Origin of the sequence: Streptomyces sp. NPDC053076 (assembly GCF_044546845.1) — a bacterium.
Classification (GTDB): Bacteria; Actinomycetota; Actinomycetes; order Streptomycetales; family Streptomycetaceae; genus Streptomyces.
In genome coordinates this window covers 142,429-169,040 of the sequence record NZ_JBITZL010000012.1, presented here as the reverse complement: position 1 = coordinate 169,040, position 26,612 = coordinate 142,429, and the positions used below count along the sequence as shown (strand labels likewise).

General features: G+C 70.8%; 25 protein-coding genes. 6 read left to right on the top strand and 19 right to left on the bottom strand.

Annotation, left to right across the window (positions count from 1 at the left end; all coding sequences use genetic code 11):
* Positions 1 to 202: 202 nt before the first annotated feature.
* From uppS to ACIGYR_RS35265, 5 genes are all read right to left on the bottom strand, one after another.
* Positions 203 to 2,005, bottom strand: a complete 1,803-nt coding sequence (uppS, locus tag ACIGYR_RS35285; protein WP_399607838.1) for a polyprenyl diphosphate synthase — start codon at positions 2,003 to 2,005, stop codon at positions 203 to 205.
* Between the two features lie 16 nt (positions 2,006 to 2,021).
* A complete protein-coding gene (locus ACIGYR_RS35280) occupies positions 2,022 to 2,888 on the bottom strand; it encodes an ABC transporter permease (RefSeq protein ID WP_399607835.1) in 867 nt (288 codons plus the stop codon).
* On the bottom strand, positions 2,885 to 3,493 hold the full coding sequence (locus ACIGYR_RS35275) for an ABC transporter ATP-binding protein (RefSeq protein WP_399607833.1): 609 nt from the start codon (positions 3,491 to 3,493) through the stop codon (positions 2,885 to 2,887). The genes ACIGYR_RS35280 and ACIGYR_RS35275 overlap by 4 nt, the downstream gene beginning before the upstream one ends.
* A gap of 474 nt (positions 3,494 to 3,967) precedes the next feature.
* Positions 3,968 to 5,296 carry a class I SAM-dependent RNA methyltransferase gene (locus ACIGYR_RS35270; RefSeq protein WP_399607829.1) on the bottom strand — a complete coding sequence of 443 codons (1,329 nt, stop codon included), beginning with the start codon at positions 5,294 to 5,296 and terminating at the stop codon, positions 3,968 to 3,970.
* A 227-nt stretch (positions 5,297 to 5,523) separates the two neighbouring features.
* Positions 5,524 to 7,572, bottom strand: coding sequence for an APC family permease (locus ACIGYR_RS35265; protein WP_399607826.1), 2,049 nt, complete (start codon positions 7,570 to 7,572; stop codon positions 5,524 to 5,526).
* Between the two features lie 374 nt (positions 7,573 to 7,946).
* Between ACIGYR_RS35265 and ACIGYR_RS35260 the strand changes: the two genes are divergently transcribed.
* Entirely contained in the window at positions 7,947 to 8,618 is a 672-nt protein-coding gene (locus tag ACIGYR_RS35260) for an NAD-binding protein (protein ID WP_399607824.1), read from the top strand.
* Positions 8,618 to 9,289 carry a potassium channel family protein gene (locus ACIGYR_RS35255; protein WP_391847522.1) on the top strand — a complete coding sequence of 224 codons (672 nt, stop codon included), beginning with the start codon at positions 8,618 to 8,620 and terminating at the stop codon, positions 9,287 to 9,289. The genes ACIGYR_RS35260 and ACIGYR_RS35255 overlap by 1 nt, the downstream gene beginning before the upstream one ends.
* Before the next feature lie 205 nt (positions 9,290 to 9,494).
* Here the strand turns inward: ACIGYR_RS35255 and ACIGYR_RS35250 are convergent, their stop codons facing one another.
* The 7 genes from ACIGYR_RS35250 to ACIGYR_RS35220 form a co-directional block, all read right to left on the bottom strand.
* Positions 9,495 to 10,274, bottom strand: a complete 780-nt coding sequence (locus tag ACIGYR_RS35250; protein ID WP_391847521.1) for a DUF3159 domain-containing protein — start codon at positions 10,272 to 10,274, stop codon at positions 9,495 to 9,497.
* A gap of 3 nt (positions 10,275 to 10,277) precedes the next feature.
* On the bottom strand, positions 10,278 to 10,676 hold the full coding sequence (locus ACIGYR_RS35245) for an OB-fold nucleic acid binding domain-containing protein (protein ID WP_391847520.1): 399 nt from the start codon (positions 10,674 to 10,676) through the stop codon (positions 10,278 to 10,280).
* Positions 10,677 to 10,836: 160 nt separating this feature from the next.
* Positions 10,837 to 11,556: a response regulator gene (locus ACIGYR_RS35240; protein ID WP_399607819.1), complete on the bottom strand. Its 720-nt coding sequence runs from the start codon at positions 11,554 to 11,556 to the stop codon at positions 10,837 to 10,839.
* Positions 11,550 to 14,135: an ATP-binding protein gene (locus tag ACIGYR_RS35235; RefSeq protein WP_399607816.1), complete on the bottom strand. Its 2,586-nt coding sequence runs from the start codon at positions 14,133 to 14,135 to the stop codon at positions 11,550 to 11,552. The genes ACIGYR_RS35240 and ACIGYR_RS35235 overlap by 7 nt, the downstream gene beginning before the upstream one ends.
* Positions 14,136 to 14,528: 393 nt before the next feature.
* Positions 14,529 to 15,299, bottom strand: coding sequence for a DUF3710 domain-containing protein (locus tag ACIGYR_RS35230; RefSeq protein WP_391847517.1), 771 nt, complete (start codon positions 15,297 to 15,299; stop codon positions 14,529 to 14,531).
* 1 nt (position 15,300) lies between these two features.
* Entirely contained in the window at positions 15,301 to 15,870 is a 570-nt protein-coding gene (dut, locus tag ACIGYR_RS35225; protein WP_391847516.1) for a dUTP diphosphatase, read from the bottom strand.
* Positions 15,867 to 16,451: a PaaI family thioesterase gene (locus ACIGYR_RS35220; RefSeq protein WP_399607812.1), complete on the bottom strand. Its 585-nt coding sequence runs from the start codon at positions 16,449 to 16,451 to the stop codon at positions 15,867 to 15,869. The genes dut and ACIGYR_RS35220 overlap by 4 nt, the downstream gene beginning before the upstream one ends.
* 112 nt (positions 16,452 to 16,563) lie before the next feature.
* Here ACIGYR_RS35220 and ACIGYR_RS35215 point away from each other — a divergent pair, with 112 nt between their 5' ends.
* Positions 16,564 to 17,028, top strand: coding sequence for a DUF3093 domain-containing protein (locus ACIGYR_RS35215; RefSeq protein WP_391847514.1), 465 nt, complete (start codon positions 16,564 to 16,566; stop codon positions 17,026 to 17,028).
* A gap of 51 nt (positions 17,029 to 17,079) precedes the next feature.
* Here ACIGYR_RS35215 and ACIGYR_RS35210 read toward each other — a convergent pair whose 3' ends face one another.
* The 4 genes from ACIGYR_RS35210 to ACIGYR_RS35195 all read right to left on the bottom strand — a co-directional run bounded on the left by ACIGYR_RS35210 (position 17,080) and on the right by ACIGYR_RS35195 (position 20,614).
* The gene (locus ACIGYR_RS35210; protein WP_399607808.1) at positions 17,080 to 17,994 is read right to left on the bottom strand and encodes a hypothetical protein; all 915 of its coding nucleotides are present in this window, start codon (positions 17,992 to 17,994) and stop codon (positions 17,080 to 17,082) included.
* A 13-nt stretch (positions 17,995 to 18,007) separates the two neighbouring features.
* Positions 18,008 to 18,304, bottom strand: a complete 297-nt coding sequence (locus ACIGYR_RS35205; RefSeq protein WP_005481602.1) for a DUF4193 domain-containing protein — start codon at positions 18,302 to 18,304, stop codon at positions 18,008 to 18,010.
* Positions 18,305 to 18,698: 394 nt separating this feature from the next.
* Positions 18,699 to 19,955, bottom strand: coding sequence for a sensor histidine kinase (locus ACIGYR_RS35200; protein WP_391847512.1), 1,257 nt, complete (start codon positions 19,953 to 19,955; stop codon positions 18,699 to 18,701).
* Between the two features lie 5 nt (positions 19,956 to 19,960).
* Positions 19,961 to 20,614, bottom strand: coding sequence for a response regulator transcription factor (locus ACIGYR_RS35195; protein WP_003993508.1), 654 nt, complete (start codon positions 20,612 to 20,614; stop codon positions 19,961 to 19,963).
* A gap of 415 nt (positions 20,615 to 21,029) precedes the next feature.
* On the opposite strand from ACIGYR_RS35195, the gene ACIGYR_RS35190 reads away from it, so the two are divergent.
* On the top strand, positions 21,030 to 21,203 hold the full coding sequence (locus tag ACIGYR_RS35190; RefSeq protein ID WP_391847511.1) for a hypothetical protein: 174 nt from the start codon (positions 21,030 to 21,032) through the stop codon (positions 21,201 to 21,203).
* A gap of 79 nt (positions 21,204 to 21,282) precedes the next feature.
* On the opposite strand, the gene ACIGYR_RS35185 is transcribed toward ACIGYR_RS35190, so the two are convergent.
* Together ACIGYR_RS35185 and ACIGYR_RS35180 are read right to left on the bottom strand one after the other, a co-directional pair.
* The gene (locus ACIGYR_RS35185) at positions 21,283 to 22,098 is read right to left on the bottom strand and encodes an inositol monophosphatase family protein (protein WP_391847510.1); all 816 of its coding nucleotides are present in this window, start codon (positions 22,096 to 22,098) and stop codon (positions 21,283 to 21,285) included.
* An 8-nt stretch (positions 22,099 to 22,106) separates the two neighbouring features.
* On the bottom strand, positions 22,107 to 23,234 hold the full coding sequence (locus tag ACIGYR_RS35180; protein WP_399607801.1) for a ferrochelatase: 1,128 nt from the start codon (positions 23,232 to 23,234) through the stop codon (positions 22,107 to 22,109).
* 182 nt (positions 23,235 to 23,416) lie between these two features.
* Here ACIGYR_RS35180 and ACIGYR_RS35175 point away from each other — a divergent pair, with 182 nt between their 5' ends.
* Both ACIGYR_RS35175 and ACIGYR_RS35170 read left to right on the top strand, forming a co-directional pair.
* Complete coding sequence (locus ACIGYR_RS35175) at positions 23,417 to 24,655, top strand: MFS transporter (protein ID WP_399607798.1); 1,239 nt, start codon at positions 23,417 to 23,419, stop codon at positions 24,653 to 24,655.
* A complete protein-coding gene (locus ACIGYR_RS35170) occupies positions 24,615 to 25,934 on the top strand; it encodes a D-arabinono-1,4-lactone oxidase (RefSeq protein ID WP_399607795.1) in 1,320 nt (439 codons plus the stop codon). The genes ACIGYR_RS35175 and ACIGYR_RS35170 overlap by 41 nt, the downstream gene beginning before the upstream one ends.
* On the opposite strand, the gene ACIGYR_RS35165 is transcribed toward ACIGYR_RS35170, so the two are convergent.
* A complete protein-coding gene (locus ACIGYR_RS35165; protein WP_399607793.1) occupies positions 25,858 to 26,610 on the bottom strand; it encodes a hypothetical protein in 753 nt (250 codons plus the stop codon). The genes ACIGYR_RS35170 and ACIGYR_RS35165 overlap by 77 nt on opposite strands.
* Between the last annotated feature and the right edge of the window lie 2 nt (positions 26,611 to 26,612).

Here is a 26,612-nt window from a genome sequence, read left to right as displayed (position 1 = left end):
ACCCGCTTCACCTGATGCGCCTGTTTGGCATCTCCTCTCACACCGCAATGAGGTACATCACCGCAACCCACCCCGAACGCACCGCGAAGCTAGCCCGATGAGGCGAGCGGCAGCCATCGCCCCGTACACAGGGGGCCTGTGATCCAGTAGTCGCGTACGAGGTCCTACGGCCTGACGTCCAGGAATCCTGGACCCGCGCGCCTTACTGCGTGGCGCCGCCGTGGCGTCGTTGGCGTCGGCTGTATTCGGTGATGGCCTGCCACAGGTCACGCCGGTCGACGTCGGGCCAGTGGTTGGGGGTGAAGTACAACTCGGCATAGGTGGTGTGCCAGGGAAGGAAGTTGGAGGTGCGTTGTTCGTTGCCGGTGCGCCACAGCAGGTCGACGTCCGGCATGTCGGGGTGGGGTAGGTGGCGGGCGAAGTCGTCTTCACCGATGAGGTGGGGGTCGATGGCGCCTGCACGGGTTGCCTGGGCGAGGGCTGCGGCTGTCCGTGTGATCTCGTCGCGGCCGCCGTAGTTGATGCAGACGGTGAGGGTCAGGCCGGTGCGGTTGCGGGTGCGGCGCTCTTCACGCAGGAGGGCCTGGACGAGTTCGGCGGGCAGTTTGTCGGGGTGGCCCAACCAGCGCTGGCGTACGTCGAGGTTACGGACGGGTCCCTCGTCGAGGTCGCGTCGGATCGCTTCCAGGATCGTGGTGATCTCCTCGGTGTCGCGTTTCCAGTTCTCGGTGGAGAACGCGTAGAGAGTCAGGTGGCGCAGGCCGATCTCCAGGGCGCCATAGACCACCTCGTGGGCGGCGGCGTTGCCGGCGCGGTGGCCTTCCGAGCGGGGCAGGCCGCGCTGCTCGGCCCAGCGGCCGTTGCCGTCCATGATGACCGCCACATGGGCGGGCATCCGGTCGGCCGCGACCTGCGGGGGCCGGGCGCCGTCGGGGTGCGGTGGCGGGGGCCGAAGGGTGGTGCTTTCGGCTTCAGGACTCGGACCGCTCACCGTCACCGCGGGTCGTCGGGGGCCGGGCACGGTCAAGGGCGTCAGGCTCCAGGCCAGTTTCGAGCGGATGCGGGCGGGGGCGAGGATGCGAGTGCGGGCCGCGAGAGATGGGCGTGGGGCGCGCTTCAGCAGGGCCTGGCCGGCCATGTCGACGGCATCGAGCTGGGCGCGCATCAGGCAGGCGGCCGTGTCGAGCACGATGGCAGCGCCCGGGTGCATACCTGTGGTCAGCGCGGGCCTGGTCACCCATTGACGGGCCAGAGCCGTCAGCTCCCGGACCAAAGCCGCTGTGGCCGGGCTCCAGCTCCCTTGTCGCAGGTCGTCCTCAGCGCCGGGGAAGGCGTCCAGGGCCTCCTGCGGCAGGAGCAGGAGCCCGTGGGTGACATCGGCGCTCAGGTCGGTGAGGATGTCGGTGAGCTGGGCGCCGTCGATGAACCGCTTGTAGTCCTGCTGCCGGTCCAGCCGGAGCGTCATCGGCGCTCCGGCCTGTTCGAACAGGTGACGTACCTGGTCGACCCAGGGCACCAGTGCCTCGCACCATGCACGCCACTCGGCCCAGTCTGCGAAGCGACGGTCGTTGACGTCGTCGAGAGTGCTGGTCACGGCGCCTTGCAGGCTGGACAGGTCCAGGTGCCATCGCAGGGCGGTGTCCACCAGAGCGCGGCGGACCGGATCCGTGCTGGTGCCGGCCGCCAGGTCACATTGCAGGGCTTGGGTCCACGCTTGAACGCGAGCCTCCCGTTCGGTCTGTTGAGCGTCTCGCTGGTCGGCGAGATCGTCCAGGACGCTCGCTGCCGCCCACAAAGCCCAGCAGGGCGGGCGCAGCACGGCCGGCATCAGCTGGATGAGAGCGAAGATCCCGGGATCGTGCACCTGTGTGGTGCGCAGGCATAGCCGGTACGCGGCCCGCAGAAGAGGGTCTTCGCCGGTGGGCGGCCGGCGGGTGGGTCGCCGTCGCTGTGCTGGCAGAGCGGCGTTGAAGTCTGCCGTAGTGGAGTGCGTGGTGATGCGCATGTCGGGAGCCGGGACCTCAGTGTGCTTCCGTGTCGGACGCTGTGGCCGATGGGCTGGCAGTTTGCCGCAGTGCGGGAATGCCGGCCTTGCTGCTTCCCGGCCCGGTCGGCGCAGTGGAGGCGGTCGGCAGGCAGTTGCGGGTGCTGTGACGGAAGCCCAGCAGGGCGACGAGGGCGGCCAGCCCGAACCAGGTGAGCTGCATGGCCAGATGTCCGGGGACCGGGTTGGTGGAGAATCCGGCCGCTGTACTGGCCTGCATGGCCCCATACGAGGGCAGGTAGCGCATGACCGGGTTGTCAGCCCCGGAACTCGTGATGGGGTTCTGCAGCGCGAGATCGATGATGCTGGTCATCACGATGGCGAACATCCCCTCGACTTCCCGGCGCAGCAGGGACCCGAAGACGACTCCCAGAGCGCCGTAAGTGAGTCCGGCGCAGAACAGGGAGGCGGCGAGCAGGAGAGGCTGGCGGGGGGTCCAGGCCAGGCAGATGACCGTGGTGGCGTAAGCGGCCACCGCCGCCGAGACCAGAGCCAGAGCGATGACTTTCGCCAGGACGAGGTGGGCGCGGGGGTAGCCGGCCATCGCCAGGCGGCGGTCGAAGCCGCTGCCGGAGAAGGTGGCGGCGAACATCATGAAACCGGTGATCAGGGTGACGGCGTTGAGCGCTCCGCTGATTGCGGTCAGTTCATTGCCATGCGGTGCCAATGCTTCCCCGGTGGCGCGAAGCCGCATCCGGGCCGGGGTGTCGGGCATCGCGAGGTACGCCAGGGAGGTCCACACCGGGACGAACAGGATCACCAGAATCATGGCGAACCGGTTGCGGCCGTGTTCGATGAGCGTGAACCGGGTGGCGACAGCGAAGCGGGTCAGGTGAAACCTCACGCGGCGGCCCCCGCCTTGTCCGCGCGCAGCATTCCGTTGTCCAGGCGCCACAGCGCGTCCAGGCGCTCGGTGTCGTACGCGAGGTGGGAGACGACCAGGACCGAGCGTCCCGCGTCCCGCAGCCGCGCCGCCAGATCCCAGAACCGCTGGTAGGTGTCCCAGTCGAAGCCCTGATACGGCTCGTCCAGCAACAGGACCTGCGGATCGTGCATGAGCGCCAGCGTCACGTTCAACTTCTGCCGCGTGCCGCCGCTGAGAACCCCGGCCCGCTCATCGGCGTATCCGGTGAAGCCCAGCACGTCCATGATCTCTTCGGCGTAGCGCACATCGGTGAGGCGGTAGGCCGTCTGGAAGAACGTCAGATGCTGCCGGACGGTCAGCGCGTCATTGAGGACCACGTGCTGTGGGCAGTAGCCGAACCGGCCGTTATGACGGACCGTTCCCTGCGTGGGCCGCAGTTCGCCGGACAGAATTTTCAGCAGCGTGGACTTGCCGGCGCCGTTCTCCCCGACGATCCCGCACAGAGTTCCGGCCCGAAGCCGCAGGTCAACGCCCCGTAAGACCACACGCCGACGGTAGGCATGATGCACATCCCTGATCTCCACGCCAGTGTCTTCCCCCTCGTCATGCTGGACCGACCGTGACCGAATGGCCTAACGCTCGCGACGCGTCACAGACACGGGGCCCATGCCGCCGGCGTCGGCGCCAGAGGCATACGAAGCACTTCGGACAGCCAAGCCCACGGCTCGCTCCTGGGCGAACCCGTCCACGCCGCTTGCTCAACCGGCGACCGGCGCGCAGGTTGGTTGCCTGTGCTCGCCAGGATTCCGCGAACCGGCGCGCTTTGACAGGAGGGGTGGTCGAGGTCGAGGAGCAGCTGCTCGTCGGCCTCGACCAGGTAGACGGAGCGTCATCCGAGCGTCAAGAATCTCCGAATGACGCCCCCAACGCATCGCCGACGTCATCATCCTCTGCATGGATTCGCAGGTCAGCGGGCTTTCGAGAGTCAATCCGTCCGCTCGACCCGCTCCAGGAAGGGAAACAGGTCGAGCGCCCCGACAGGGCAACAAAACGGCAGGTCAGACGCCCTTGGCGGCAGGCTCCAAAATCGCCACGCACTCCACGTGGTGCGTCATCGGAAACAGATCGAACGCCCGGAGTGTCCGCACCCGGTATCCGCCCTCCTGGAAGTACCCCAGGTCGCGGGCCAGGGCGGCGGGGTCGCAGGCGACGTAGGCGATGCGGCGGGCGCCGAGGGAGGAGAGGTGGGCGACCGTCTTGCGGCCGGCGCCGGCGCGCGGCGGGTCGAGGACGATCAGGTCGACCTCGGTGATGCCGGTGCGCGGCAGGACCGACTCGACCTTGCCCTGCTCGATGCGGACCCGCGGGAAGTCGGCCAGGTTGTGCCGGGCGTCCTCCACCGCACGCTTGCCGGACTCGATGCCGAGGACCGCGCCCTTCTCGCCGAGGCGGTCGGCGAGCGCGCCGGCGAAGAGACCGACGCCGCAGTAGAGGTCCAGGGCCATGTCGCCCTTGCGGGGCAGCAGGCCCTGCATGACGGCCTTCACCAGGGTGTCGGCCGCCTTCGGGTGGACCTGCCAGAAGCCGCCGCTGCCGACGCGGTAGGTGTGGTCGTCCGCGCGCTCGCGCACGAACGCGCGGCCGTGGACGCGGTGGACACCGCCGTCCCGCTCGTCGACCCGCATGACGGAGACGGGCCTGTCGAGCTCGACGAGCGGCAGCCGGGCGCCGGGCCGCGGCTCCAGGATCACCATGCGGTCCTGGGAACCCGTCGCGGCGATCGCGTCGACGGACGCCATGCCGGACCAGTCACGGTCCTCGATGCCGAGTTCGCTGACCCCGGGCGCGGCGATCATGCAGTGGTCGATCGGTTCGACCTCGTGCGAGCGGTGGCGGCGCAGGCCGGCGTTGCCGTCGGCGTCGACGGCGTACTGGACGCGGGTGCGCCACTGCGGAACCTGGCCGGCCGGCAGCTTGTCGCCCTCGGCCGGTACCACGGTGCCGTCCCAGCCGACCTCCTCGGGGGTGAGCCCGGCGAGCCGCTGGAGCTGTTCGGCGATGACATCGGCCTTCAGCCGGCGCTGGGCTCCCGGCTTGGCGTGCTGCCAGTCGCAGCCGCCGCAGCGGCCGGGGCCGGCGAAGGGGCAGGGCGCCTCGATGCGGTCCTTGGACGCCTGGAGGATCTCCACGGCGTCGGCGCGCAGGAAGCGGGCGCCCTCCTCGCCCTCGGTCACCCGGGCCACCACCCGTTCGCCGGGCAGCGCGTGCCGGACGAAGAGCACCTGCCCCTCGGACGTACGGGCGATGCAGTGGCCGCCGTGGGCGACGGGGCCGATCTCGACCTCGTACTCCTCGCCCACCAGAGACTGGGTCGGTTCTGTCTGCATGGTGGGATGACTCCAGATCGAAGAGGTGCCGGGGAAGAGCGACGGGGACGGCCGCACACCGGTGGACCGGACAACAGCCGACCAGTCTACGGCCTCCCCGCCCCGCGTCGATCCTTGACGAACGCCCCCCTGGGCCGCTACCCCGCCTCAGTCCTAGGCGAACGCCTCCCTGGGCCGCCACCCCGCCTCAGTCCTAGGCGAACGCCTCCCTGGGCCGCCGCCCCGCCTCAGTCCTTGGCGGACGGCTCCTTGGGGCGTTCCACCGCGGGGCCGCGTCGGACCGCGCCCGGCGCGTTCCACTCCTGCCGCTTGCGGGCCCGCAGCTTGGCGGCCTCGGAGGACTGCAACTGGTACGGCACCGAGGTCACCATGACACCCGGGGTGAAGAGCAGGCGGCCCTTGAGGCGCAGGGCGCTCTGGTTGTGCAGCAGGTGCTCGTACCAGTGGCCGACCACGTACTCGGGGATGATCACGGAGACCGCGTCGCGCGGGGACTCCTTGCGCAGGCTCTTGACGTACTCGATCACCGGCCGGGTGACCTCCCGGTACGGGGAGTCGAGGACCTTCAGCGGTACGTCGATGCCGCGCCGCTCCCACTCCTCGCGCAGCGCCTTCGTCTCGGCCGGGTCGACGTTGACGGTCAGCGCCTCCAGGGTGTCGGAGCGCATCAGCTTGGCGTAGGCCAGGGCGCGCAGCGTGGGACGGTGGATCTTGGAGATCAGGACCACCGAGTGCACGCGGGACGGGCGGACCATGTCGTCGCTCGGGCCCTCGGGCGCGGCGATCTCCTCGGCGACCCGGTCATAGTGCTTCCGGATCGCGGTCATCGTCGCGTAGAAGATGCACATGCCCAGCAGGGCCACCCAGGCGCCGTGCGTGAACTTGGTGACCAGGACGACGACGAGCACCAGGCCGGTGAAGAAGGCACCGAACGCGTTGATCGCACGGGAGCGGACCATGTGGCGGCGCTTGGCCGGGTCCTTTTCGACGCCGAGGTGGCGGTTCCAGTGCCGGACCATGCCGGTCTGGCTGAGCGTGAAGGACACGAACACGCCGACGATGTAGAGCTGGATCAGGCGGGTGGAGTCCGCGCCGTAGATGAACACCAGCAGCGTCGCCGCGCCGGCGAGCAGCACGATGCCGTTGGAGAAGGCGAGCCGGTCGCCGCGGGTGTGCAGCTGGCGCGGCAGGTAGCGGTCCTGGGCGAGGATCGAGCCGAGCAGCGGGAAGCCGTTGTACGCCGTGTTGGCGGCCAGGAACAGCACCAGCGCGGTCGCGCCGGCCAGGACGACGAACAGGAGGCTGCCCTTGCCGAAGACCGCCTCGGCGACCTGGGAGATCACCGGGTTCTGGACGTAGCCGGAGCCGAGCGGGGTGCCGTTGTGGAGCAGGTCGGTGGCCGGGTGCTCGGCCATGCGGACCTTCGTCACCATCGCGAGGGCGATGATGCCGCAGAACATGGTGACGGCGAGCAGACCCATCATCGCGAGCGTGGTCGCCGCGTTCTTCGACTTGGGCTTGCGGAACGCCGGCACGCCGTTGGAGATGGCCTCGACGCCGGTGAGGGCGGCACAGCCGGAGGAGAAGGCGCGCAGCAGCAGGAAGACGAGCGCGAAGCCCGCGAGCCCCTGGTGCTCGGCCTCGATGTGGTAGTCGGCGGTCGGGGCGCGCATGGTGTCGCCGAGGACCAGGCCCCGGAACGCCCCCCACAGGATCATGATGAAGACGCCGCCGACGAACACGTACGTCGGGATCGCGAAGAGCTTGCCCGACTCCCTCACGCCGCGCAGGTTCATCAGCGTCAGCAGCACGATCACCGCGGTCGCGCAGAGCACCTTGTGCTCGACCACGAAGGGGACCGCCGAGCCGAGGTTCTCGATGCCGGAGGCGATGGACACGGCGACGGTGAGGACGTAGTCCACGAGCAGGGCGCTGGCGACGGTGAGGCCGGCCTTGGGGCCCAGGTTGGTGGTGGCGACCTCGTAGTCGCCGCCGCCGCTCGGGTACGCGTGCACGTTCTGCCGGTAGGAGGCGACCACGGTGAACATCAGCACGACGACCGCGACGGCGATCCAGGGGCTGAAGTGGTACGCCGACACGCCCGCGATGGAGAGGACCAGCAGAACCTCCCCCGGCGCGTAGGCGACGGAGGACAGCGGGTCGGAGGCGAAGACGGGGAGTGCGATGCGCTTGGGCAGGAGCGTTTCGCCCAGCCGGTCACTGCGCAGTGCGCGCCCGATCAGGATCCGTTTGGGCACGTCGGTCAGTTTGGACACGAGAGAGGATCGTAAGCCTTCGAACTGGCACCCGCCCACCCGGTGTGCTCGATCTGCCTCACGAGTGAAATCGGGAGCGCGCTGAACTGCGGAATCCGTGGATGGTGTGCCCCCCGTGCCTAGATGGCAAACCCCGCCTGTCATCGCACTTCGGAGGTTCCATGCCCGCGACCGCGGAGCTGATCGGGGCGATTGTCGCCCTGGCCGGCCTCGGAATCCTGACCCTGTGCAGCGTGCGCAGCATCACTCGCCGACGGCTCCCGCCGGCGCCCCAGGCACAGGGGTGCCCCCCGCGCGGCGCCCGTGTGTAGCTTTGGGCGTCGGTCTGAGACCCTGATGCTGAGCAGTAACTTTTGGACACCGGAAGGACGGTCGTGCACATCGTCATCATGGGCTGCGGAAGAGTGGGTTCCGCTCTTGCCCAGACCCTGGAGCAACAGGGCCACACGGTCGCCGTGATCGACCAGGACCCCACCGCCTTCCGCCGGCTCGGCCCGGGATTCGGGGGCCGCCGGGTCACCGGGGTCGGCTTCGACCAGGACACCCTGCGCGAGGCGGGCATCGAGGAGGCGGGCGCCTTCGCCGCCGTCTCCAGCGGTGACAACTCCAACATCATCTCCGCGCGCGTGGCCCGCGAGATGTTCGGCGTGGAGAACGTGGCGGCCCGTATCTACGACCCCCGGCGCGCCGAGGTCTACCAGCGCCTGGGCATCCCCACCGTGGCCACGGTCCGCTGGACCGCCGACCAGATGCTGCGCCGCCTGCTGCCGTCCGGGGCCGAGCCGCTGTGGCGCGATCCCACCGGCGGGGTGCAGCTCGCCGAGGTGCACGCCTCCGCGAAGTGGGTCGGTCACAAGATCAGCAAGCTCCAGGATGAGACGGGCGTCCGGGTGGCGTTCCTGACCCGGCTGGGCGAGGCGATCCTGCCCACCTCCCAGACGGTGCTGCAGGAGGGCGACCTCGTGCACGTGATGATGCGGACGGACGACGTGGACAAGGTCGAGGCGGCGTTCGCCGGTGGCCCGGAAGAGGAGGGCGGTCACTGATGAGGGTCGCCATTGCCGGAGCCGGCGCCGTCGGCCGCTCGATCGCGGGCGAGCTGTTGGAGAACGGCCACGAGGTCCTGCTGATCGACAAGGCGCCGACCGCCATCTCGGTCGAGCGCGTCCCGCAGGCGGAGTGGCTGCTCGCCGACGCCTGCGAGATCACCTCCCTGGACGAGGCGGCGTTGCAGCGCTGCAACGTCGTGATCGCCGCGACCGGCGACGACAAGGTGAACCTGGTCGTCTCGCTGCTCGCCAAGACGGAGTACGGCGTTCCGCGCGTCGTCGCCCGCGTCAACAATCCCAAGAACGAGTGGCTGTTCAACGAGGCATGGGGTGTCGACGTCGCCGTCTCCACGCCGCGCCTGATGTCCGCCCTGGTCGAGGAGGCGGTGAGCGTCGGCGACCTGGTCCGGCTGCTGCGCTTCAGCCACGGCGACGCCAACCTCGTCGAGCTGACCCTGCCCGAGGAGTCGGCCCTGGCCGGCACCCAGGTCGGGGACGTGGAGTGGCCGCAGGACACCTCCCTGGTCACGATCATCCGCGGTACCCGCGTACTGACCCCTTCCAAGGACGACTCCCTGGAGGCGGGCGACGAGCTGCTGTTCGTGGCCGCGCAGGCCCGCGAGGAACAGCTGGAGGAACTGCTGTCGGTCCGCCGCGACGGGACCTGACGCTTTCGGCGTCAGACACTTTCGGCGCTACGACGAAGAAGGGCGCCCTTGCTGCCAAGGGCGCCCTTCACGTCGTACGAGCTGTCCTCCCGGAGGACGTGTCACGTCACAGGCCCGGTCACGCCGGAGGACCTGTCCCTGGTCGGCGGACGGGTCTCGTCCCAGGACCTGCCCGGACGGGGACCTGGGTGGTCCTGGGACCGGCTCACGTCTGCCGACGGTGGCGGGCGCCCGGCGTCTCGCCGCCCTCCGCGGCCAGCGCCGCCTTGCGCTCCTCCTCAGCCTTCTCCTCGGCCTTCTCCTGCGCCTCCATCTCGGCGAAGACGTCGATGGGCGCCGGAGCCTTGGCCAGGAAGACCCAGGTGAGCCAGACCGCGAGCAGGAACGGCGGGATCTTCAGGGCGACCAGGACCCAGCCGAGCTGGGCGGTGTCGGCCCACCAGTACAGCGGGAAGAGGATCGCGCACTTGGCGAGCAGGATCAGGCCCCAGGCCCAACTGGCCTTGGCGTACGCCTTCTTGCGGCCGGGGTTACGGGTGCGCCAGGAGAGGTTCTCCTTGAAGACCGGGCCCAGGATGACGCCGATCAGAGGCACCCCGGCGAGGGTCGTGATGATGTACGCCAGCGCCAGGCCCAGCGTGTAGAGCATGCCGGGGAGGTAGAAGTCCTTGGCGTTGCCGGTGAACATCGCGAAGACGACACCGAAGGCCACGCCGAAGACACCGCTGAAGGCGTGCTTGACGGTGTCCTTCATGGCCAGCCGGACCACCACCAGGATCAGCGACACCGCCAGCGCGGCGATCGCGGAGAGGTGCAGGTCCTTGTTGATCGTGAAGATCGTGACGAAGAGCAGGCCCGGCACGACCGTCTCGACCATGCCGCGAACCCCGCCGAACGCCTCGAACAACGCCGCCTCCGTCACGGCGCGGGCATCGCCTGGCTGAGTCTGGTCGGTGTCTTCGGTCGGCTTGTCGAGTGACGTCACCGGCTACTCCCGTCCGAGGGGTCGCAGTTCGTATTTCGGGTTGAACAGCACGCGGCGGCCCCGGCTCATCGAGATCCGGCCCGAGGCGAGCAGCTTGCGCCCCGGTTCTATGCCCACGATGGAGCGCCTGCCGAGCCACACGACGTCCAGCGCGGCCGAACCGTCGAACAGCTCGGCCTCCAGGGCCGGGACTCCGGCGCGCGGGCGCAGGGTGACCGTGCGCAAGGTACCAGTTACGGTGACGATCTGGCGGTCATGGCAGTCGCCGATCTTCGTACAGCCCACCGTCTCGGCGTCCTCGCGCAGCTCCTCGGACTCCAGGTCCTCCTGCGACGAGGAGAGCCGGTCGAGCATGCGCCGGAACCGGCCGGCCGGCTTTTCGGAACGAGGAACAGCAGTCATATGTGAAGCGTACCGGGGAGCGCCGAGAGAGCTGTAAGCCCGCTCACTCCCCGGAAGCCCGCTGGTTTCCACGACAGCCGCCTCACTTCTCGAACCGATGCCCCATCCCCGGCTCCCTGCTATCGCATCCCCCGGCCGGCCGCCCCCGGCCACCCGTCCCTCACCTCTCGAACCGGTACCCCATCCCCGGCTCCGTCATGAAGTGCCTGGGGTGCGACGGGTCCGACTCCAGTTTCCGGCGCAGCTGGGCCATGTACACCCGCAGGTAGTTCGTCTCGGTCCCGTACGACGGCCCCCACACCTCCTGGAGCAGCTGCCTCTGGCCGACCAGGCGGCCGGTGTTGCGGACCAGCACCTCCAGCAGGTGCCACTCGGTCGGGGTGAGCCGGACATCCTTGCCGCCGCGGTTGACCTTCTTGGCGGCGAGGTCGACGGTGAAGTCCTCGGTCTCCACGGTCGTCAGGTCCTCATCGCCCGGCCCGACCGGCTCGGCCCGACGGACGGCCGCCCGTAGCCGGGCCAGCAGCTCGTCCATGCCGAACGGCTTGGTCACGTAGTCGTCGGCGCCCGCGTCCAGCGCCTCGACCTTCTCGTCGGAGGAGTGGCGGGCGGAGAGGACCAGGATCGGTACCCGGGTCCAGCCACGCAGGCCCTTGATCACCTCGACGCCGTCCATGTCGGGCAGCCCCAGGTCGAGGACGACCACGTCGGGATGGCGGGAGGCGGCGAGCTCGAGTGCGGCCCTGCCGTCGGCAGCCGCGTCGACCTCGTACTTGCGCGCCTTGAGGTTGATCACGAGGGCCCGCACGATCTGCGGCTCGTCGTCGACCACGAGCACCCTGGTGGGGGTCTGGGGGCTCCCCCCGGTCGGGCTCAGCATAGGACTTGCCTTTCTGGTTCTGCGCTGCCTGTCCCGCCGGGGGCTCCCGTGACGCCCGCCCCGGAGGGCGCGGCCCCGGCCCGCGCTCCCGCCGCACGGAGGCTGAGCACCATGGTGAGCCCGCCGCCGGGCGTGTCCTCGGCGTTCAGGGCGCCGCCCATGGCCTCGGCGAAGCCCCGGGCGACCGCGAGGCCCAGCCCGACGCCGGCGCCGCGCGGGGCGTCACCGTACCGCTGGAAGGGCTCGAAGATCCGGTCCTTCGCCTCGTCCGGCACGCCCGGACCGCGGTCCACCACGCGCACCTCCACCCGGTCGGCGATGGCGCTCGCGGAGACCAGGACGCGCCGCCCGCCCGGGCTGTACTTGACGGCGTTCTCCACCAGGTTGGCCACCGACCGCTCCAGCAGCCCGGGATCGACGGCGACCATCGGCAGCGTCTCGGGCACGTCCAGGTCGACGCTGTCCTCGGGCACGCCGCCGAGGGCCATCGGGACGACCTCGTCCACGTCGATCTCGCGGATCAGCGGCGTGACCGTACCGGTCTGGAGCCGGGACATGTCCAGCAGGTTGCCCACGAGGTGGTCGAGCCGGTCCGCGCCCTCCTCGATGCCCTCCAGCAGCTCCGCCTGGTCCTCCTGCGACCAGGCCACGTCGTCGGAGCGCAGGGAGGACACGGCGGCCTTGATGCCGGCCAGCGGAGTGCGCAGATCATGGCTGACGGCGGCCAGCAGGGCGGTTCGGATGCGGTTGCCCTCGGCGAGCGTGCGGGCCCGGTCGGCCTCCTCCCGCAGGCGCCTGCGGTCGAGCACGACGGCCGCCTGGGCGGCGAACGCGGCGAGCACCCGGCGGTCCGCGGCGGGCAGCACCCGGCCGGTGAGCGCGAGCGCCATGTGGTCGCCGACCGGCATGTCGACGTCCGCGTCCTCGGGGCGCTCCAGCGCCGGGCCCAAGCCCGCGCGGCCCGCGCAGGACCAGGGCGCGATGTCGCTCGCACGCTCCAGCAGGGCGGCCGACTCCATGGCGAAGGTCTCGCGGACCCGTTCCAGGAGTTCCTCCAGGCCGGTCTCGCCGCGCAGCACATTGCCGGCGAGGAAGGAGAGGATCTCGGACTCGGCGCGCAGCCGGGCGGCCTGCTGGGTGCGGCGGGCGGCCAGGTCGACGACCGAGGCGACCGACATGCCGACCCCGAAGAAGATCACGATGGCGACGATGTTCTTCGGGTCGGCGACGGTCAGCCGGTGCAGCGGCGGGGTGTAGAAGTAGTTCAGCAGCAGCGAGCCGAAAGCCGCCGAGGCCAGCGCGGGCAGCAGGCCGCCGAGCAGGGCCGCGGCGACGGTCACGGCCAGGAACAGCAGCATGTCGTTGGCCAGGCCGAGGTCGACGGTGTTCAGCAGCACGGCGAGGACCGCGGGGCCGGCCAGACCGACCGCCCAGCCCCAGATGATCCGGGCCCGCCCGAGCCGGCCGCCGCGGGCCACCGGCAGTCCCCGGCCCTTGGCGACCTCCTCGTGGGTGACGATGTGCACGTCCAGGTCGGGGCCGGAGTCCCGGGCGACGGTGGCGCCGACGCCGGGCCCGAAGACGTACTGCCAGGTCTTGCGGCGCGAGGAGCCCAGCACGATCTGGGTGGCGTTGACGCCGCGGGCGAAGTCGAGCAGGGCCGCGGGGATGTCGTCGCCGACCACGTGGTGGAAGGTGCCGCCGAGGTCCTCCACCAGGGTGCGCTGGACGGCCAGCTCCTTCGGGGAGGCCGAGGTCAGTCCGTCGCTGCGGGCGATGTAGACGGCCATGACCTCGCCGCCGGCGCCCTTCTCGGCGAGCCGGGCGGCCCGGCGGATCAGCGTGCGCCCCTCGGGGCCGCCGGTCAGGCCCACGACGATCCGCTCCCGCGAGCCCCATATCTTCGATACGCGGTGTTCGCTGCGGTACTCGTTCAGGTACTCGTCGACCCGGTCGGCCACCCACAGCAGGGCCAGCTCGCGCAGAGCGGTGAGGTTGCCGGGCCGGAAGTAGTTGGACAGGGCCGCGTCGACCTTGTCCGGCTGGTAGATGTTGCCGTGCGCCATGCGGCGGCGCAGCGCCTGCGGGGACATGTCGACCAGCTCGATCTGGTCGGCCCGGCGCACCACCTCGTCGGGGACGGTCTCGCGCTGGCGCACCCCGGTGATCGACTCCACCACGTCACCGAGTGACTCCAGGTGCTGGATGTTGACGGTGGAGACGACGTCGGTGCCGGCGGCGAGCAGCTCCTCCACGTCCTGCCAGCGCTTGGCGTTGCGGGAGCCCGTGATGTTGGTGTGGGCCAGCTCGTCCACGAGGGCGACGGCGGGCGCCCGGCGCAGGACGGCGTCGATGTCCATCTCGTCGAAGGGGGCGCCCCGGTGGTCCAGTCGCCGGCGCGGTACCTGCTCCAGGCCGTGCAGCATCACCTCGGTGCGCGTGCGGCCGTGGTGCTCCACGAACGCGACCACGCAGTCGGTGCCCCGCTCGATCCGGCGGTGCGCCTCGGCCAGCATGGCGTAGGTCTTGCCCACGCCCGGCGCCGCACCGAGATAGATCCGAAGCTTGCCGCGTGCCATGGCCCCATTGTCTTCCCGTACCCGTTGCCTACGCAGCGTCGACCTTACGGCCAACGATGTGGACAAATGGGACGAGGGCCCCGGTCGACAGGGGTCCTTGACGCAACTCTGACGGGATCGGACACCCTCAGTACTCGGCGCCGGCGCCCGGCAGGGGCGCGGGAACTGCGCCCCGAAGGCGGCGCGGGGACCTGCGCCCCGAAGGCGGCGCGGGGACCTGCGCCCCGAAGGCGGCGCGGGGCCCTGCGCGCTCGGCCACGACGCACCCGCACCCGCATCTCCGCACCCGCACATGGCAGGGGGCTCCCCCGACGGCGCGACCCCGCTCAAAAACGGGCCGCACCTCCTGGAGGCACGGCCCGCTCGAATCAGCGGCTGAACACAGCGGAGCGCCTACCGGACCTCGGTGATCTCCGGACCGCGCTGCAACTGCCCCATCCCGCCGGAGAAGCGCGAGCCCTCCTCCTCGTCCTGCTGGACACCCTCGGGAACCATCTGGGCGTCGTTCGGCAGCTTGAGGACGATCGGGTCACGCGGGGCCATCGGGCCCTCGCCGCGGACCACGACCGTGTCACGGAAGATCTGCTCCAGCAGCCCGGCGGCCTGCGGCTGCACCGCGCCCTGGCCGGAGATCACACCCCGCAGGAACCAGCGCGGTCCGTCCACACCGACGAACCGGACGACCTGGAAGCCGCCGGTGCCGTCCGGCAGCTGCACCGGCACCTGGGCGCGCAGCTCCCAGCCGAGCGGGCCCTCGACCTCGTCGACGATGCCACCCTGCTGGGTGATGCCGGCCCCGATCTCCTCGCGGACCTCGCCCCAGATGCCCTCGCGCTTGGGCGCCGCGAATCCCTGGAGCTGGATGGCGCTGTCGCGCAGCACGACGGTCGCGGCGACGATCGCGTCACCGGCGACCTCGACCCGCAGCTCCATGCCGTCGACACCCGGGATGAACAGCCCGCCGAGGTCCACGCGGCCCTCGGCCGGGTCGCGCACCTCACTGCTGTCCCACGGCCCGTCGGGCCGGGGCCCGGGCTCCAGCCGAACGCGCTCGCGCTCGGCCTCCACTTCCTCGTCCGCCTCGGTGCCGACGCTGTCGACGACCTGCTCGGTCTCGCCGGCCGCGTCCTCGGCGGCACCCTTCTTGTTGCGACGTCCGAACACGTCACTGTCCTTCCCGGTCGGATACGACCGAAGCGTATCGATTCCCACCCGTCGGACCGCTATCGGCGGCCCGACCGCTTGTGCCGCTCTCGTCACCCACCGCGGCATGGCCACCGGTGGACCCGAAGCCCCCTTCGGCCCGCGCCGAGTCGGGAAGCTCCGCCACCTCCTGGAAGCGGACCCTCTCGACCTGCTGGACGACCAGTTGGGCAATCCGGTCGAAGCGCTCGAACCGCACGCCCTCGCGCGGGTCGAGATTCACCACGATCACCTTGATCTCCCCACGGTACCCGGCATCAACCGTCCCCGGGGCATTCACCAGGGCGACACCGCAGCGGGCGGCGAGGCCGGAACGCGGATGCACGAAGGCCGCGTACCCCTCGGGCAGGGCGATCGACACTCCCGTGGGCAGAACGGCCCGTTCACCAGGGCCCAGTTCGCACGCCTCGGTGGTGCGCAGATCGGCTCCGGCGTCCCCGGGGTGCTCGTAAGCCGGGAGCGGTACGTCCGGATCGACGCGCCGGATGAGCACGTCCAGGGGGCCGCGGGCGGCGGGGCTTGCTGCGATCACGGGTTCACCTCGAAGGCACGGGCGCGCCGGATCTGGTCCGGGTCGCTCATGGCGGCCTGGATCTCTTCCCTGCGGCCGTGGTCGATGAAGTGGTCCACCTTGACCTCGACGAAGAGGGCGTCGGCGCGTACGGCGACCGGCCCGTCGGGTCCGCCTATGCGCCCGGTGGCGGTGGAGTAGATCTTCCGTCCGGCGACGGCGGTGACCTCGGCCTCCAGGTACAGCGTGGTGCCGACCGGCACGGGCCGCACGAAGTCCGTCTCCAGCCGTCCGGTGACGGCGATGGTCCGCAGCAGCCAGTTCAGCGAGCCGAGGGTCTCGTCCAGGGCCGTGGCGAGCACTCCGCCGTGCGCGAGGCCGGGGGCGCCCTGGTGGGCGGCCTGCACGGTGAACTCGGCGGTCAGCGTGACGCCCTCACCGGCGCGGGCCTCCAGGTGCAGGCCGTGCGACTGCCCCGGGCCGCACCCGAAACAGTGTTCGTAGTGGGCGCCGAGAAGCTCCCCGGGCGCGGGCGCGTCGGGGTGCCGTACCGGTTTCCCCGCGTCGGCGGGAGGCTGAAGAGCTGCGGAACTACCACTCACAGCCGCAGACCTTACCCGCCCGCCCGTCACCCACCACCGCCCTGCCTGGCAGCGCTTCGCACGGACACCCCTCCTCGCGGCCCGATACGGATCCCGTGCCAAGCTTGGCTGCATGCAGCTCTCCGCCACCCCCTACGAAGAACGCCTCACCGCCCCCCGCTCGTGGTGGCTGATCAGCTTCCTCGTCGGCGTCTCGTTCGCCCTGATCCTGCTCCCGTTCGGCACCCTGCCGCTGCTGGGCGGCCTGGTCGGCGGTACGGCCGCGGCGGCGGTGGTGGCCAGTTCCTACGGCTCCCCGCGTATCCGGGTCGTGGGCGACTCGCTGATCGCGGGCGAGGCGAAGATCCCCGTGTCGGCGCTCGGTGCGGCGGAGGTGCTGGACGCGGAGGAGGCCCGCGCCTGGCGGACGTACAAGGCCGACACCCGCGCCTTCCTGCTGCTGCGCGCCTACATCCCGAGGGCGCTGCGCGTGGTGGTCACGGACCCGCAGGACCCGACGCCGTACCTGTACCTGTCGACGCGGGAGCCGGAGAAGCTGGCGGCGGCGATCGAGGCGGCGCGGACGGCGCACGCCTAGAGCGCGCGCAGTTTCCTCAGCAGAACCCCGGACCCCTTCGGGGGAGAGCGCTCAGAGCTCCTTCGGGAGATCGCGCATCCGCAGTGGTTCCGCGGGTCTCTCCAGCGGAGGCAGTTCCGGCAGCTCGTCCCACGACACCTGGATCTTGCGCAGATCGGCGCGGATGCGTGCCGCGAGCTTCTTGGTGTCCCGGCGGTTCATGACCGCCCCGACCGCGGCGCCGACCATGAACGGCATCAGGTTGGGCAGGTCGCGGACCATCCGCTTCATGATCTGCTGGCGCAGCTGGCGCTTCATCCGGCCGCCCAGGGCCGTGTCGTACGTCGACGGCTTCATCACGTCGATCCCGCGCTCCCCCGACCAGGAGGACAGATACGCGGTGGAGCGCGTCTTGAGGGTGCCCGGCGGACGTACGCCGTAGACCTCGTGCAGTTCGGCGATCAGCTTCAGCTCGATCGCGGCGACCCCGGTGATCTCCGCGGCCAGCTCGGTCGGCATGGCCGGCGGCACCGGCAGCATGGCCGCCGCGCCGATCCCGGCTCCGACCGTCGAGGTGCCGGCCGCCGCGCCCGCCACCAGCTTGTCGGCGAGTTCCTCGGGTCCGAGACCGGGGAACTGCCTGCGCAGGCTCGCGAGGTCGCGTACGGGGACACGCGGGGCGATCTCGATGATCCGGTCCGCGAGGTACGCCAGCCCCGCGCGGGCCCGGCTGCCGCCCCTGCGGGCGCCTTCCCGGGCCAGGTCCCGGGCCTTCCCGCGCACCACCGCCGCCCGGCGCCGCGCGATGGGCGCGGGCCGCTGCTCCGGTGCCGACAGGTCCTCCCGGCCGGCCGCCGGTACGAGCGAGGCTCCCGTTTCGGGTGAGCCCCGCCCGTCGTCACGCGTGCCGTGCGGGCCTTCGGACGGCCCTTGGTCCGCTTTTCCCAGGGAGAAGCGGCGCTTCCGGGGAGGGGTCGAGCCAGACACGGCCGACCCGTCCTCAGTCGCAGTCGCGGCAGATCGGCTGGCCGTTCTTCTCCCTGGCCAGCTGGCTGCGGTGGTGCACCAGGAAGCAGCTCATGCACGTGAACTCGTCCTGCTGCTTGGGCAGTACCCGGACGGCCAGTTCCTCGTTCGAGAGGTCCGCGCCGGGCAGTTCGAGGCCCTCGGCGGCCTCGAACTCGTCGACGTCCACCGCCGAAGTGGACTTGTCGTTCCGCCGGGCCTTCAGCTCTTCAAGGCTGTCCGAGTCGACGTCGTCGTCGGTCTTGCGTGGAGTGTCGTAATCGGTTGCCATATCGCTCTCCCCCTCTGGGTGGTGTCTGCGGTGTCTCCAGCGCACGTAACGCGTGAGAGGCCGGACTTGTGCCCGACCTGAGGCGGAGATTTTGCCTCACATCAAGGTCTGTTACTCAATCGACACCCAGCCCGACCCCTCAAGAGTGATCGGCTTGGATGGCGGTGAGGACCGTACACGGTTCGAATGCCGCACCTCAAAGGCGCCTCACCGTGTACTTCCCGTGATCAAGAGCCCTGAAAACCCGGACTTTCCCGGCTTTCCACCTTCTGTCATGATCACCATGCGTACATGGCCGGAATTCCGCCCATGTGATCGATCACACAGAAAGAACCCGGTCCAGCGGTCGAAAAATTCCGCGTGAAGCGAACAACCACCGCGTGTGTCCGTCGGATCACAGCGGCAGCGTGACGCGCATCTCCAGTCCACCGCCCTCCCGGGGCTGGGCCAGGATGTGCCCGCCGTGCGCCCGGGCCACGGACCGGACGATGGACAGGCCGAGGCCGACGCCCTTGTCGCTGCCCGTCCGCTCGGTGCGAAGCCTGCGGAAGGGCTCGAAGAGGTTGTCGATCTCGTACGCCGGAACCACCGGCCCGGTGTTGGACACGGTCAGCACAGCCTGCCCGTGTTCGACCTCCGTGTTCACCTCGACCCAGCCATTCTCGGTCACGTTGTAGCGCACCGCGTTCTGGACGAGGTTCAGCGCGATCCGCTCCAGCAGCACGCCGTTGCCCTGGACCACGGCCGGCTTGCGCTCGCCTCGGATCTTCACGCCCTTGGCCTCGGCCTCGGCGTGCACCTGGTCGACGGCCTGCGCGGCTACCTCGGCCAGGTCGACGGGCTTGCGCTCGACGATCTGGTTGTCGCTGCGGGCGAGCAGCAGCAACCCCTCGACCAGTTGTTCGCTGCGCTCGTTGGTGGCCAGCAGCGTCTTGCCGAGCTGTTGCAGTTCCACCGGCGCGTCCGGATCCGACAGGTGCACCTCGAGCAGTGTGCGGTTGATCGCGAGCGGGGTGCGCAGCTCGTGCGAGGCGTTCCCGACGAAGCGCTGCTGGGCCGTGAAGGCCCGCTGAAGCCGCTCCAGCATGTCGTCGAAGGTGTCCGCCAGCTCCTTCAGCTCGTCGTCCGGTCCGTCCAGCTCGATCCGGCGGGACAGGTCGGATCCGGCCACCTGGCGGGCGGTGCGGGTGATCCGGCCGAGCGGGGACAGTACGCGGCCCGCCATCGCGTACCCGAACGCGAAGGCGATCACGGCGAGGCCCAGCAGGGCCAGCAGGGAGCGGCTGAGCAGGTTGTCCAGGGCCGTCTGGCGCTGCTGGTCCACGCAGTGGGCGATCGCGTCGTTGAAGTCCTGCAGGGACAGGTCATTGCCGTTGATCGCGGGGCAGTTGGCGCTGGAGATCTTCAGCTGCGAGCCCTGCGAGAAGCTGACGATCTTGAACAGCGGCTGGTTGCCGGTGCTGATCGCCTGTGCGGCCAGCAGGTAGATGATCGACAGCAACAGGATGCCGGCGATCAGGAACATGCCGCCGTACAGCAGGGTCAGCCGTATGCGGATGGTCGGGCGCAGCCATGGGAAGGGGGGCTGCGGCCGCCTGGGGTCCCAGGTGGGCTTAGGGGGCGCCTGTGCCGGCGCGGGTGTCGCGGCCACGGCGATCAGATCCGGTAACCGGAGCCGGGCACGGTGACGATCACCGGAGGCTCGCCCAGCTTGCGGCGCAGGGTCATCACGGTGACGCGCACGACGTTGGTGAACGGGTCGGTGTTCTCGTCCCACGCCTTCTCCAGCAGCTGCTCGGCGGAGACGACCGCGCCCTCGCTGCGCATCAGCACCTCCAGCACCGCGAACTCCTTGGGCGCGAGCTGGACCTCCTTGCCGTCGCGGAAGACCTCGCGGCGATTGGGGTCGAGCTTGATGCCGGCGCGCTCCAGGACCGGCGGGAGGGGCACGCTGGTGCGGCGGCCGAGGGCACGCACGCGCGCGATCAGCTCGCTGAACGCGAACGGCTTGGGCAGGTAGTCGTCGGCGCCGATCTCCAGGCCCTCGACACGGTCGCTGACGTCGCCGGACGCGGTGAGCATCAGCACGCGGGTGGGCATGCCCAGCTCGACGATCTTGCGGCAGACGTCGTCGCCGTGCACGAGCGGGAGGTCGCGGTCGAGGACGACCACGTCGTAGTCGTTGACGCCGATGCGCTCCAGGGCGGCCGCACCGTCGTACACGACGTCGACGGCCATGGCCTCCCGGCGCAGTCCGGTGGCCACCGCATCGGCGAGCAGTTGCTCGTCCTCGACGACGAGTACGCGCACGTCGCTTGTCCTTCCTGTGTCCACCCGCGCAGCGCGCCGTGGGCGCGCGCGGGCAGGGGGTCTCCGTAGGGTGTGACCCCCCATCCTGCCCTTTTCGGCCATAAGTCGGCTGTAAGGCGGGGTCGGGGCCGCAGGGACGGGGGTAACGGGGCGGGAATACGAGAATTTCCCTTCCGGTTGAGGTTTCTCCGGAGGGGAGCTGGGGGAGGACGGCTTTACACCCCGCGATCACGCTCTGCATGTGCCGCAGCACCATGCGGTACCCCGCCATCCGCTTGGCAGAGCGGACGCGGGTGTCCGGCACCGCAGCCGCCCAGCCGGGCAGCGCTGGGCACCTGCGAAGAGCCGTGATCGCCCCTTCCATACGGCACACCCCCGTGCCACCGACCCACGACCCAGGACGAGGGGGCGCAGCATGGACGCTTTCACCGCAGGACTTCTGCAGCGCATAAAGGCGACCGAGTCCGATCTGTCGCGGGCTCTTGACGAGGGCGACGACTTCCTCGTCGAGGTGGAGCAGGGAGAGCTCGACGACCTGCGACGCCTCGCCGCCGAACACGGTGTGGAGGTCGGCGCGTCACGCGTCTGATCGGCCCGAGAGCGCAAGAGGGGACCCCGGCGAATCCAGCGCCGGGGTCCCTTTGCGTGCGTCCGCGGGTCCGCGCCCGTCAGTCGTGCCAGGCGCCGAAGTCCTCCAGCAGCCGCTGGAGGGGCTCGAACACCCCCGGCGCCCCCGCGACCGTCAGCTCCCGTGAGGGCCGCTTCGCGGGCCGCCCGCCGGTCAGCGCGCCCGCCTCCCGGGCGATCAGGTCGCCGGCGGCGTAGTCCCACGGGTTGAGACCTCGCTCGTAGTACCCGTCGAGCCGGCCGCAGGCCACGTCGCACAGGTCGACCGCCGCCGAGCCGCTGCGCCGGATGTCCCGCAGCATGGGGATGAGCCGGCCGGCGATCTCGGCCTGATGGGCGCGGACCTCGGTGACGTAGTTGAAACCGGTGGAGACCAGCGCCTGCTCCAGCGGGGGCGCGGGACGGCAGGCGAGCGCCCGTTCGCCCTCCCACGCGCCCGTGGCCCAGGCGCCGCCGCCGCGGACGGCGTGGTACGTCTCGCCGCGCATCGGAGCCGCGACGACCCCGACGACGGTCTCGCCGTCCCGCTCGGCCGCGATGGACACCGCCCAGCTCGGCAGCCCGTAGAGGTAGTTGACGGTGCCGTCCAGCGGGTCGATCACCCAGCGGATGCCGCTGGTGCCCTCGACCAAGGCCCCTTCCTCGCCGAGGAAGCCGTCGTCGGGGCGCCGGCCGGAGATCAGATCGGTGATCAGCTTCTCGGCGGCGATGTCCATCTCGGTGACGACGTCGATGGGGCTGGACTTGGTCCTCGCCACGGCCAGGTCGGCGGGGCGGCCGTCCCGCAGCAGCTCACCGGCGCGGCGGGCGGCCTCCTGGGCCAGGGCGAGCAGGTCCCGGTGCTGGGTGTCGGTCACGGGTCTCCTCACGCGTAGGGGCTGTCGGCGCCCGCGGCGGCCGGGCGGGGGGCACGGGCCGGGCAGCAGCCGACCGGGCAGAGCTGATGGCTCGGGCCGAGCGCGCCCAGGGCGCAGGGCGTGACCTCCTGGCCGCGCTCCACGGCGGCCCGCTCCAGGATCAGCTCGCGGACGGCCGCGGCGAACCGCGGGTCCGCGCCCACGGTGGCCGAGCGGCGCACCGGCAGGCCCAGCTCCTCGGCCTTGGCCTTCGCCTCGGTGTCGAGGTCGTAGAGGACCTCCATGTGGTCGGAGACGAAACCGATGGGGGCCATGACCACGGCCGGGACACCGGCGGCGTGCCGCTCCTCCAGGTGGTCGCAGATGTCGGGCTCCAGCCACGGGATGTGCGGGGCGCCGGAGCGGGACTGGTAGACGAGGCGCCAGGGATGGTCGATGCCGGTCCGCTCGCGGACGGCGTCGGCGATCAGCTGGGCCACGTCCAGGTGCTGTTCGACGTAGGCACCGCCCTCTCCGTGGGCCTGCACCGGGCCGGAGGTGTCGGCGGCGGAGGTCGGAATGGAGTGGGTGGTGAAGGCGATGTGGGCCCCCGCGCGGACGGCCTCGGGCAGGTCCGCGAGGGAGCGCAGCACGCCGTCGATCATGGGCTCGACGAAGCCGGGGTGGTTGAAGTAGTGCCGCAGCTTGTCGATCGTCGGCAGCTCCAGGCCCTCGTCCGCCAGGGCGGCCAGCGCGTCGGCGAGGTTCTCGCGGTACTGGCGGCAGCCCGAGTAGGAGGCGTAGGCGCTGGTGGCCAGGACCAGGATGCGGCGGCGGCCGTCGGCGACCATCTCGCGCAGGGTGTCCGTCAGATACGGCGCCCAGTTGCGGTTGCCCCAGTAGACCGGCAGGTCCAGGCCGTGTTCGGCGAAGTCCTTGCGCAGGGCGTCCAGCAGGGCGCGGTTCTGGTCGTTGATGGGGCTGACCCCGCCGAACAGGAAGTAGTGCTGCCCGACTTCCTTGAGGCGTTCCTTCGGGATGCCGCGCCCACGCGTGACGTTCTCCAGGAACGGGACCACGTCGTCCGGGCCTTCGGGGCCGCCGAAGGAGAGCAGGAGCAGGGCGTCGTACGGGGTGGCATCGAGCGCGTCTGGCATGAGTCGATCCTGCCACTCGGTACCGACAGCGGGGAAACAGCGGAGTGAAGAGTCGCGTTGCAGGCGGTTTAGGTGGATTTCACCGGGCGATTTCTCCGGTCGCGCACCCGTGCCATTAGGGTCACCTAACCGTAAGCTGTAGCACCAGCATTCGTGCCTTACCGACCCGCTTCGGAGTCCCCGTGCCCAGCCCCTACAGAGCCCTGTTCGCCGCGCCCGGCGCCACGGCCTTCTCCGCCGCGGGATTCCTCGGCCGGATGCCGTTGTCGATGATGGGCATCGGCGTGGTCACGATGGTCTCCCAGCTGACCGGGCGCTATGGCCTCGCGGGTGCCCTGTCGGCCACCATCGCGCTGTCCGCCGCCGCGATCGGACCGCAGATATCCCGCCTGGTGGATCAGCACGGGCAGCGCCGGGTGCTGCGCCCCGCGACCCTGGTGGCCCTGGTCGCGGCGGCCGGACTGCTGCTCGCCGCGCACTCGGGCCGGCCGGACTGGGTGCTGTTCGTGTGCGCGGCCGGGATCGGGTCGGTGCCCAGCCTGGGCGCGATGATCCGGGCCCGCTGGGCGGCGCTGTACCGGGGGACGCCCAAGCTGCACACCGCCTACTCCTTCGAGTCGGTCGTGGACGAGGTCTGCTTCATCTTCGGGCCGATCATCTCCATCGGCCTGTCCACGGTCTGGTTCCCGGAGGCGGGCCCGCTGCTGGCGGCCTGCTTCCTGGCGGTCGGCGTCTTCTGGCTGACCGCCCAGCGCGCCACCGAGCCGGAGCCGCACCCGCGCGAGCGGCACGGCGGCGGCAGCGCCCTGCGCGCGGTGGGGCTCCAGGTGCTGGTGGCCACCTTCGTGGCGACCGGCGCGATCTTCGGGTCCGTGGACGTGGTCACCGTCGCCTTCGCCGACGAGCGCGGCCACAAGGGCGCCGCGAGCCTGGTCCTGGCGCTGTACGCGGCCGGTTCCTGTGCCGCGGGCGTGGTCTTCGGGCTGCTGCGCTTCAGCGGTGCGCCGGAACGCCGCTGGCTGCTGGGCGTGACGGCGATGGCCGTGAGTATGATCCCCCTCCTACTGGTCGGAAACCTGCCGCTTCTGGCCGTGGCGCTGTTCGTTGCGGGGCTGTCCATCGCACCGACGATGATCACGACGATGTCCCTCATCGAAGAGCACGTACCTCGCGCGCAGCTCACCGAAGGCATGACCTGGGTGAGCACCGGCCTCGCGGTCGGCGTCGCGCTCGGCTCCTCCGCGGCCGGCTGGGCGATCGACGCGGCCGGGGCGCGGGCCGGGTACGGGGTTCCGGCTGTGTCCGGGGCCGTCGCGGCCGCGGTCGGTTTCCTCGGGTACCGCCGGCTGCGCAGGCCGGCCACGGGTCGGGGAGGCACCGTTGAGCAGCACAGCGAGCGGGAAGAACGGCACCTGGCGTAACTGGGGCGGCAACGTCTCCGCCCGGCCTGTCCGGCAGGTCGCACCGGCCTCCGTGGAGGAACTGGCCGCGGCGGTGCGCCGGGCCCGCGAGGACGGCCTGACCGTGAAGGCGGTCGGGACCGGGCACTCCTTCACCTCGATCGCCGCCACCGACGGCGTCTTGATACGCCCTCAACTGTTGACCGGCATACGCACCATCGACCGTGGATCCATGACGGTCACGGTGGAGGCGGGCACCCCGCTCAAGAGGCTCAACGCCGCTCTCGCGCGCGAGGGCCTCTCGCTCACCAACATGGGCGACATCATGGAGCAGACCGTCTCCGGAGCCGTCAGCACCGGCACGCACGGCACGGGCCGCGAGTCCGGCTCCATCGCCGCGCAGATCAAGGGGCTCGAACTCGTCACGGCGGACGGCTCGGTGCTCAGCTGCTCCGAGAAGGAGAATCCCGACGTCTTCGCCGCCGCCCGCATAGGTCTCGGCGCCCTGGGTGTCGTCACCGCGATCACGTTCGCCGTGGAGCCCCTCTTCCTGCTCACCGCGCGCGAGGAACCGATGCCCCTGGAGCGGGTCCTCGCCGAGTTCGATCAGCTGTGGGCCGAGAACGAACACTTCGAGTTCTACTGGTTCCCGCACACCGGCAGCACCAACACCAAGCGCAACAACCGCAGTGCCGGTCCCGAGCAGCCGGTGGGGCAGCCGGCCGGCTGGTTCGAGGACGAGTTCCTCTCCAACGGGGTGTTCCAGGCGGTCCAGTGGGTCGGCCGCGCCGCCCCGGCCACCATCCCGGGGATCGCGCGGATCTCCAGCAAGGCCCTGTCCGCGCGGACGTACACGGACATCCCCTACAAGGTCTTCACCTCACCGCGCCGGGTGCGGTTCGTGGAGATGGAGTACGCCGTCCCGCGCGCGGCCCTGGTGGAGACGCTGCGCGAACTGCGGGCCATGGTCGACCGTTCGGGGCTGCGGGTCAGCTTCCCGGTGGAGGTGCGCACCGCCCCGGCCGACGACATCACGCTGTCCACCGCCTCCGGCCGGGACAGCGCCTACATCGCCGTGCACATGTTCCGGGGGACGCCGTACCACGCGTACTTCACGGCCGCCGAGCGCATCCTCACCGCGCACGAGGGGCGTCCGCACTGGGGCAAGGTGCACACGCGGGACGCGGAGTACTTCGCCCGGGTGTACCCGCGCTTCGGCGAGTTCACCGCGCTGCGGGACCGCCTTGACCCGGAACGTCTGTTCCAGAACGACTACTTGCGGAGGGTTCTGGGGGCGTAGGCGTCGTGGCCGACGACTCGGGCGCGCTGGGCGTGGGTGCCGGGGTGGCCGGGTCGCCGCCCGGCTCCTCGCTCGCCTCCTCACCCGGCTCCCCGCTCGGGGAGCCGCCGGGCACCGGGGACGTGCTGCGTGGCGTGCTGCGGGTCGTGTCATCGCCGGTGGGCGGCGTGCGCTCCGGGGACGGTGTGCCCGAAGGGGCGGGCGGGTGGTCGGACGTGTGGCCTGACGAGCCGCGGCCGGTGACCGCGTCGCTGACGGTCGTGCCCCCGCCGCCGCTGAAGCTGTTGCCGGACACCAGCTCGTAGGTGGTGATGCCGGCGAGGGTGACCCCGAAGACCAGGGCGGCGGCGACCAGCGGGCGGCGCCGGCTCTTCATCCGCGCGCGGTAGACGGTGCCGTCGGTGAACTCGCCGGGAGACCGTGGGGCTTGTCCCCTCGGCCGGGCCGTCACCGCGGTCTTCTCCCGGAACTGCTCCCCCGTCCGCTTGAAGAAGTGCTGGAACAGCGTGCCTCCGCAGGTGGCGACGACACTGACCACTCCGGCGCCGATGATCGTGCCGTACACCCCGAAGTACGAGGCCAGTTTGGCCGCCACGACGGCCGCCAGGGCACTGCCCGCGACTTGGGGGACGTTCAGATCGATCCGCTTCCGACCCGTGTCGGGCGTCTCACGCATAC

Bases quoted from the DNA above. Each gene is read 5' to 3' on its own strand.
- uppS (WP_399607838.1), bottom strand. From the start codon at position 2,005: ATGCGCATCACCACGCACTCCACTACGGCAGACTTCAACGCCGCTCTG.
- ACIGYR_RS35270 (WP_399607829.1), bottom strand. From the start codon at position 5,296: ATGCAGACAGAACCGACCCAGTCTCTGGTGGGCGAGGAGTACGAGGTC.
- ACIGYR_RS35255 (WP_391847522.1), top strand. From the start codon at position 8,618: ATGAGGGTCGCCATTGCCGGAGCCGGCGCCGTCGGCCGCTCGATCGCG.
- ACIGYR_RS35245 (WP_391847520.1), bottom strand. From the start codon at position 10,676: ATGACTGCTGTTCCTCGTTCCGAAAAGCCGGCCGGCCGGTTCCGGCGC.
- ACIGYR_RS35240 (WP_399607819.1), bottom strand. From the start codon at position 11,556: ATGCTGAGCCCGACCGGGGGGAGCCCCCAGACCCCCACCAGGGTGCTC.
- ACIGYR_RS35235 (WP_399607816.1), bottom strand. From the start codon at position 14,135: ATGGCACGCGGCAAGCTTCGGATCTATCTCGGTGCGGCGCCGGGCGTG.
- ACIGYR_RS35215 (WP_391847514.1), top strand. From the start codon at position 16,564: ATGCAGCTCTCCGCCACCCCCTACGAAGAACGCCTCACCGCCCCCCGC.
- ACIGYR_RS35205 (WP_005481602.1), bottom strand. From the start codon at position 18,304: ATGGCAACCGATTACGACACTCCACGCAAGACCGACGACGACGTCGAC.
- ACIGYR_RS35190 (WP_391847511.1), top strand. From the start codon at position 21,030: ATGGACGCTTTCACCGCAGGACTTCTGCAGCGCATAAAGGCGACCGAG.
- ACIGYR_RS35180 (WP_399607801.1), bottom strand. From the start codon at position 23,234: ATGCCAGACGCGCTCGATGCCACCCCGTACGACGCCCTGCTCCTGCTC.
- ACIGYR_RS35165 (WP_399607793.1), bottom strand. From the start codon at position 26,610: ATGCGTGAGACGCCCGACACGGGTCGGAAGCGGATCGATCTGAACGTC.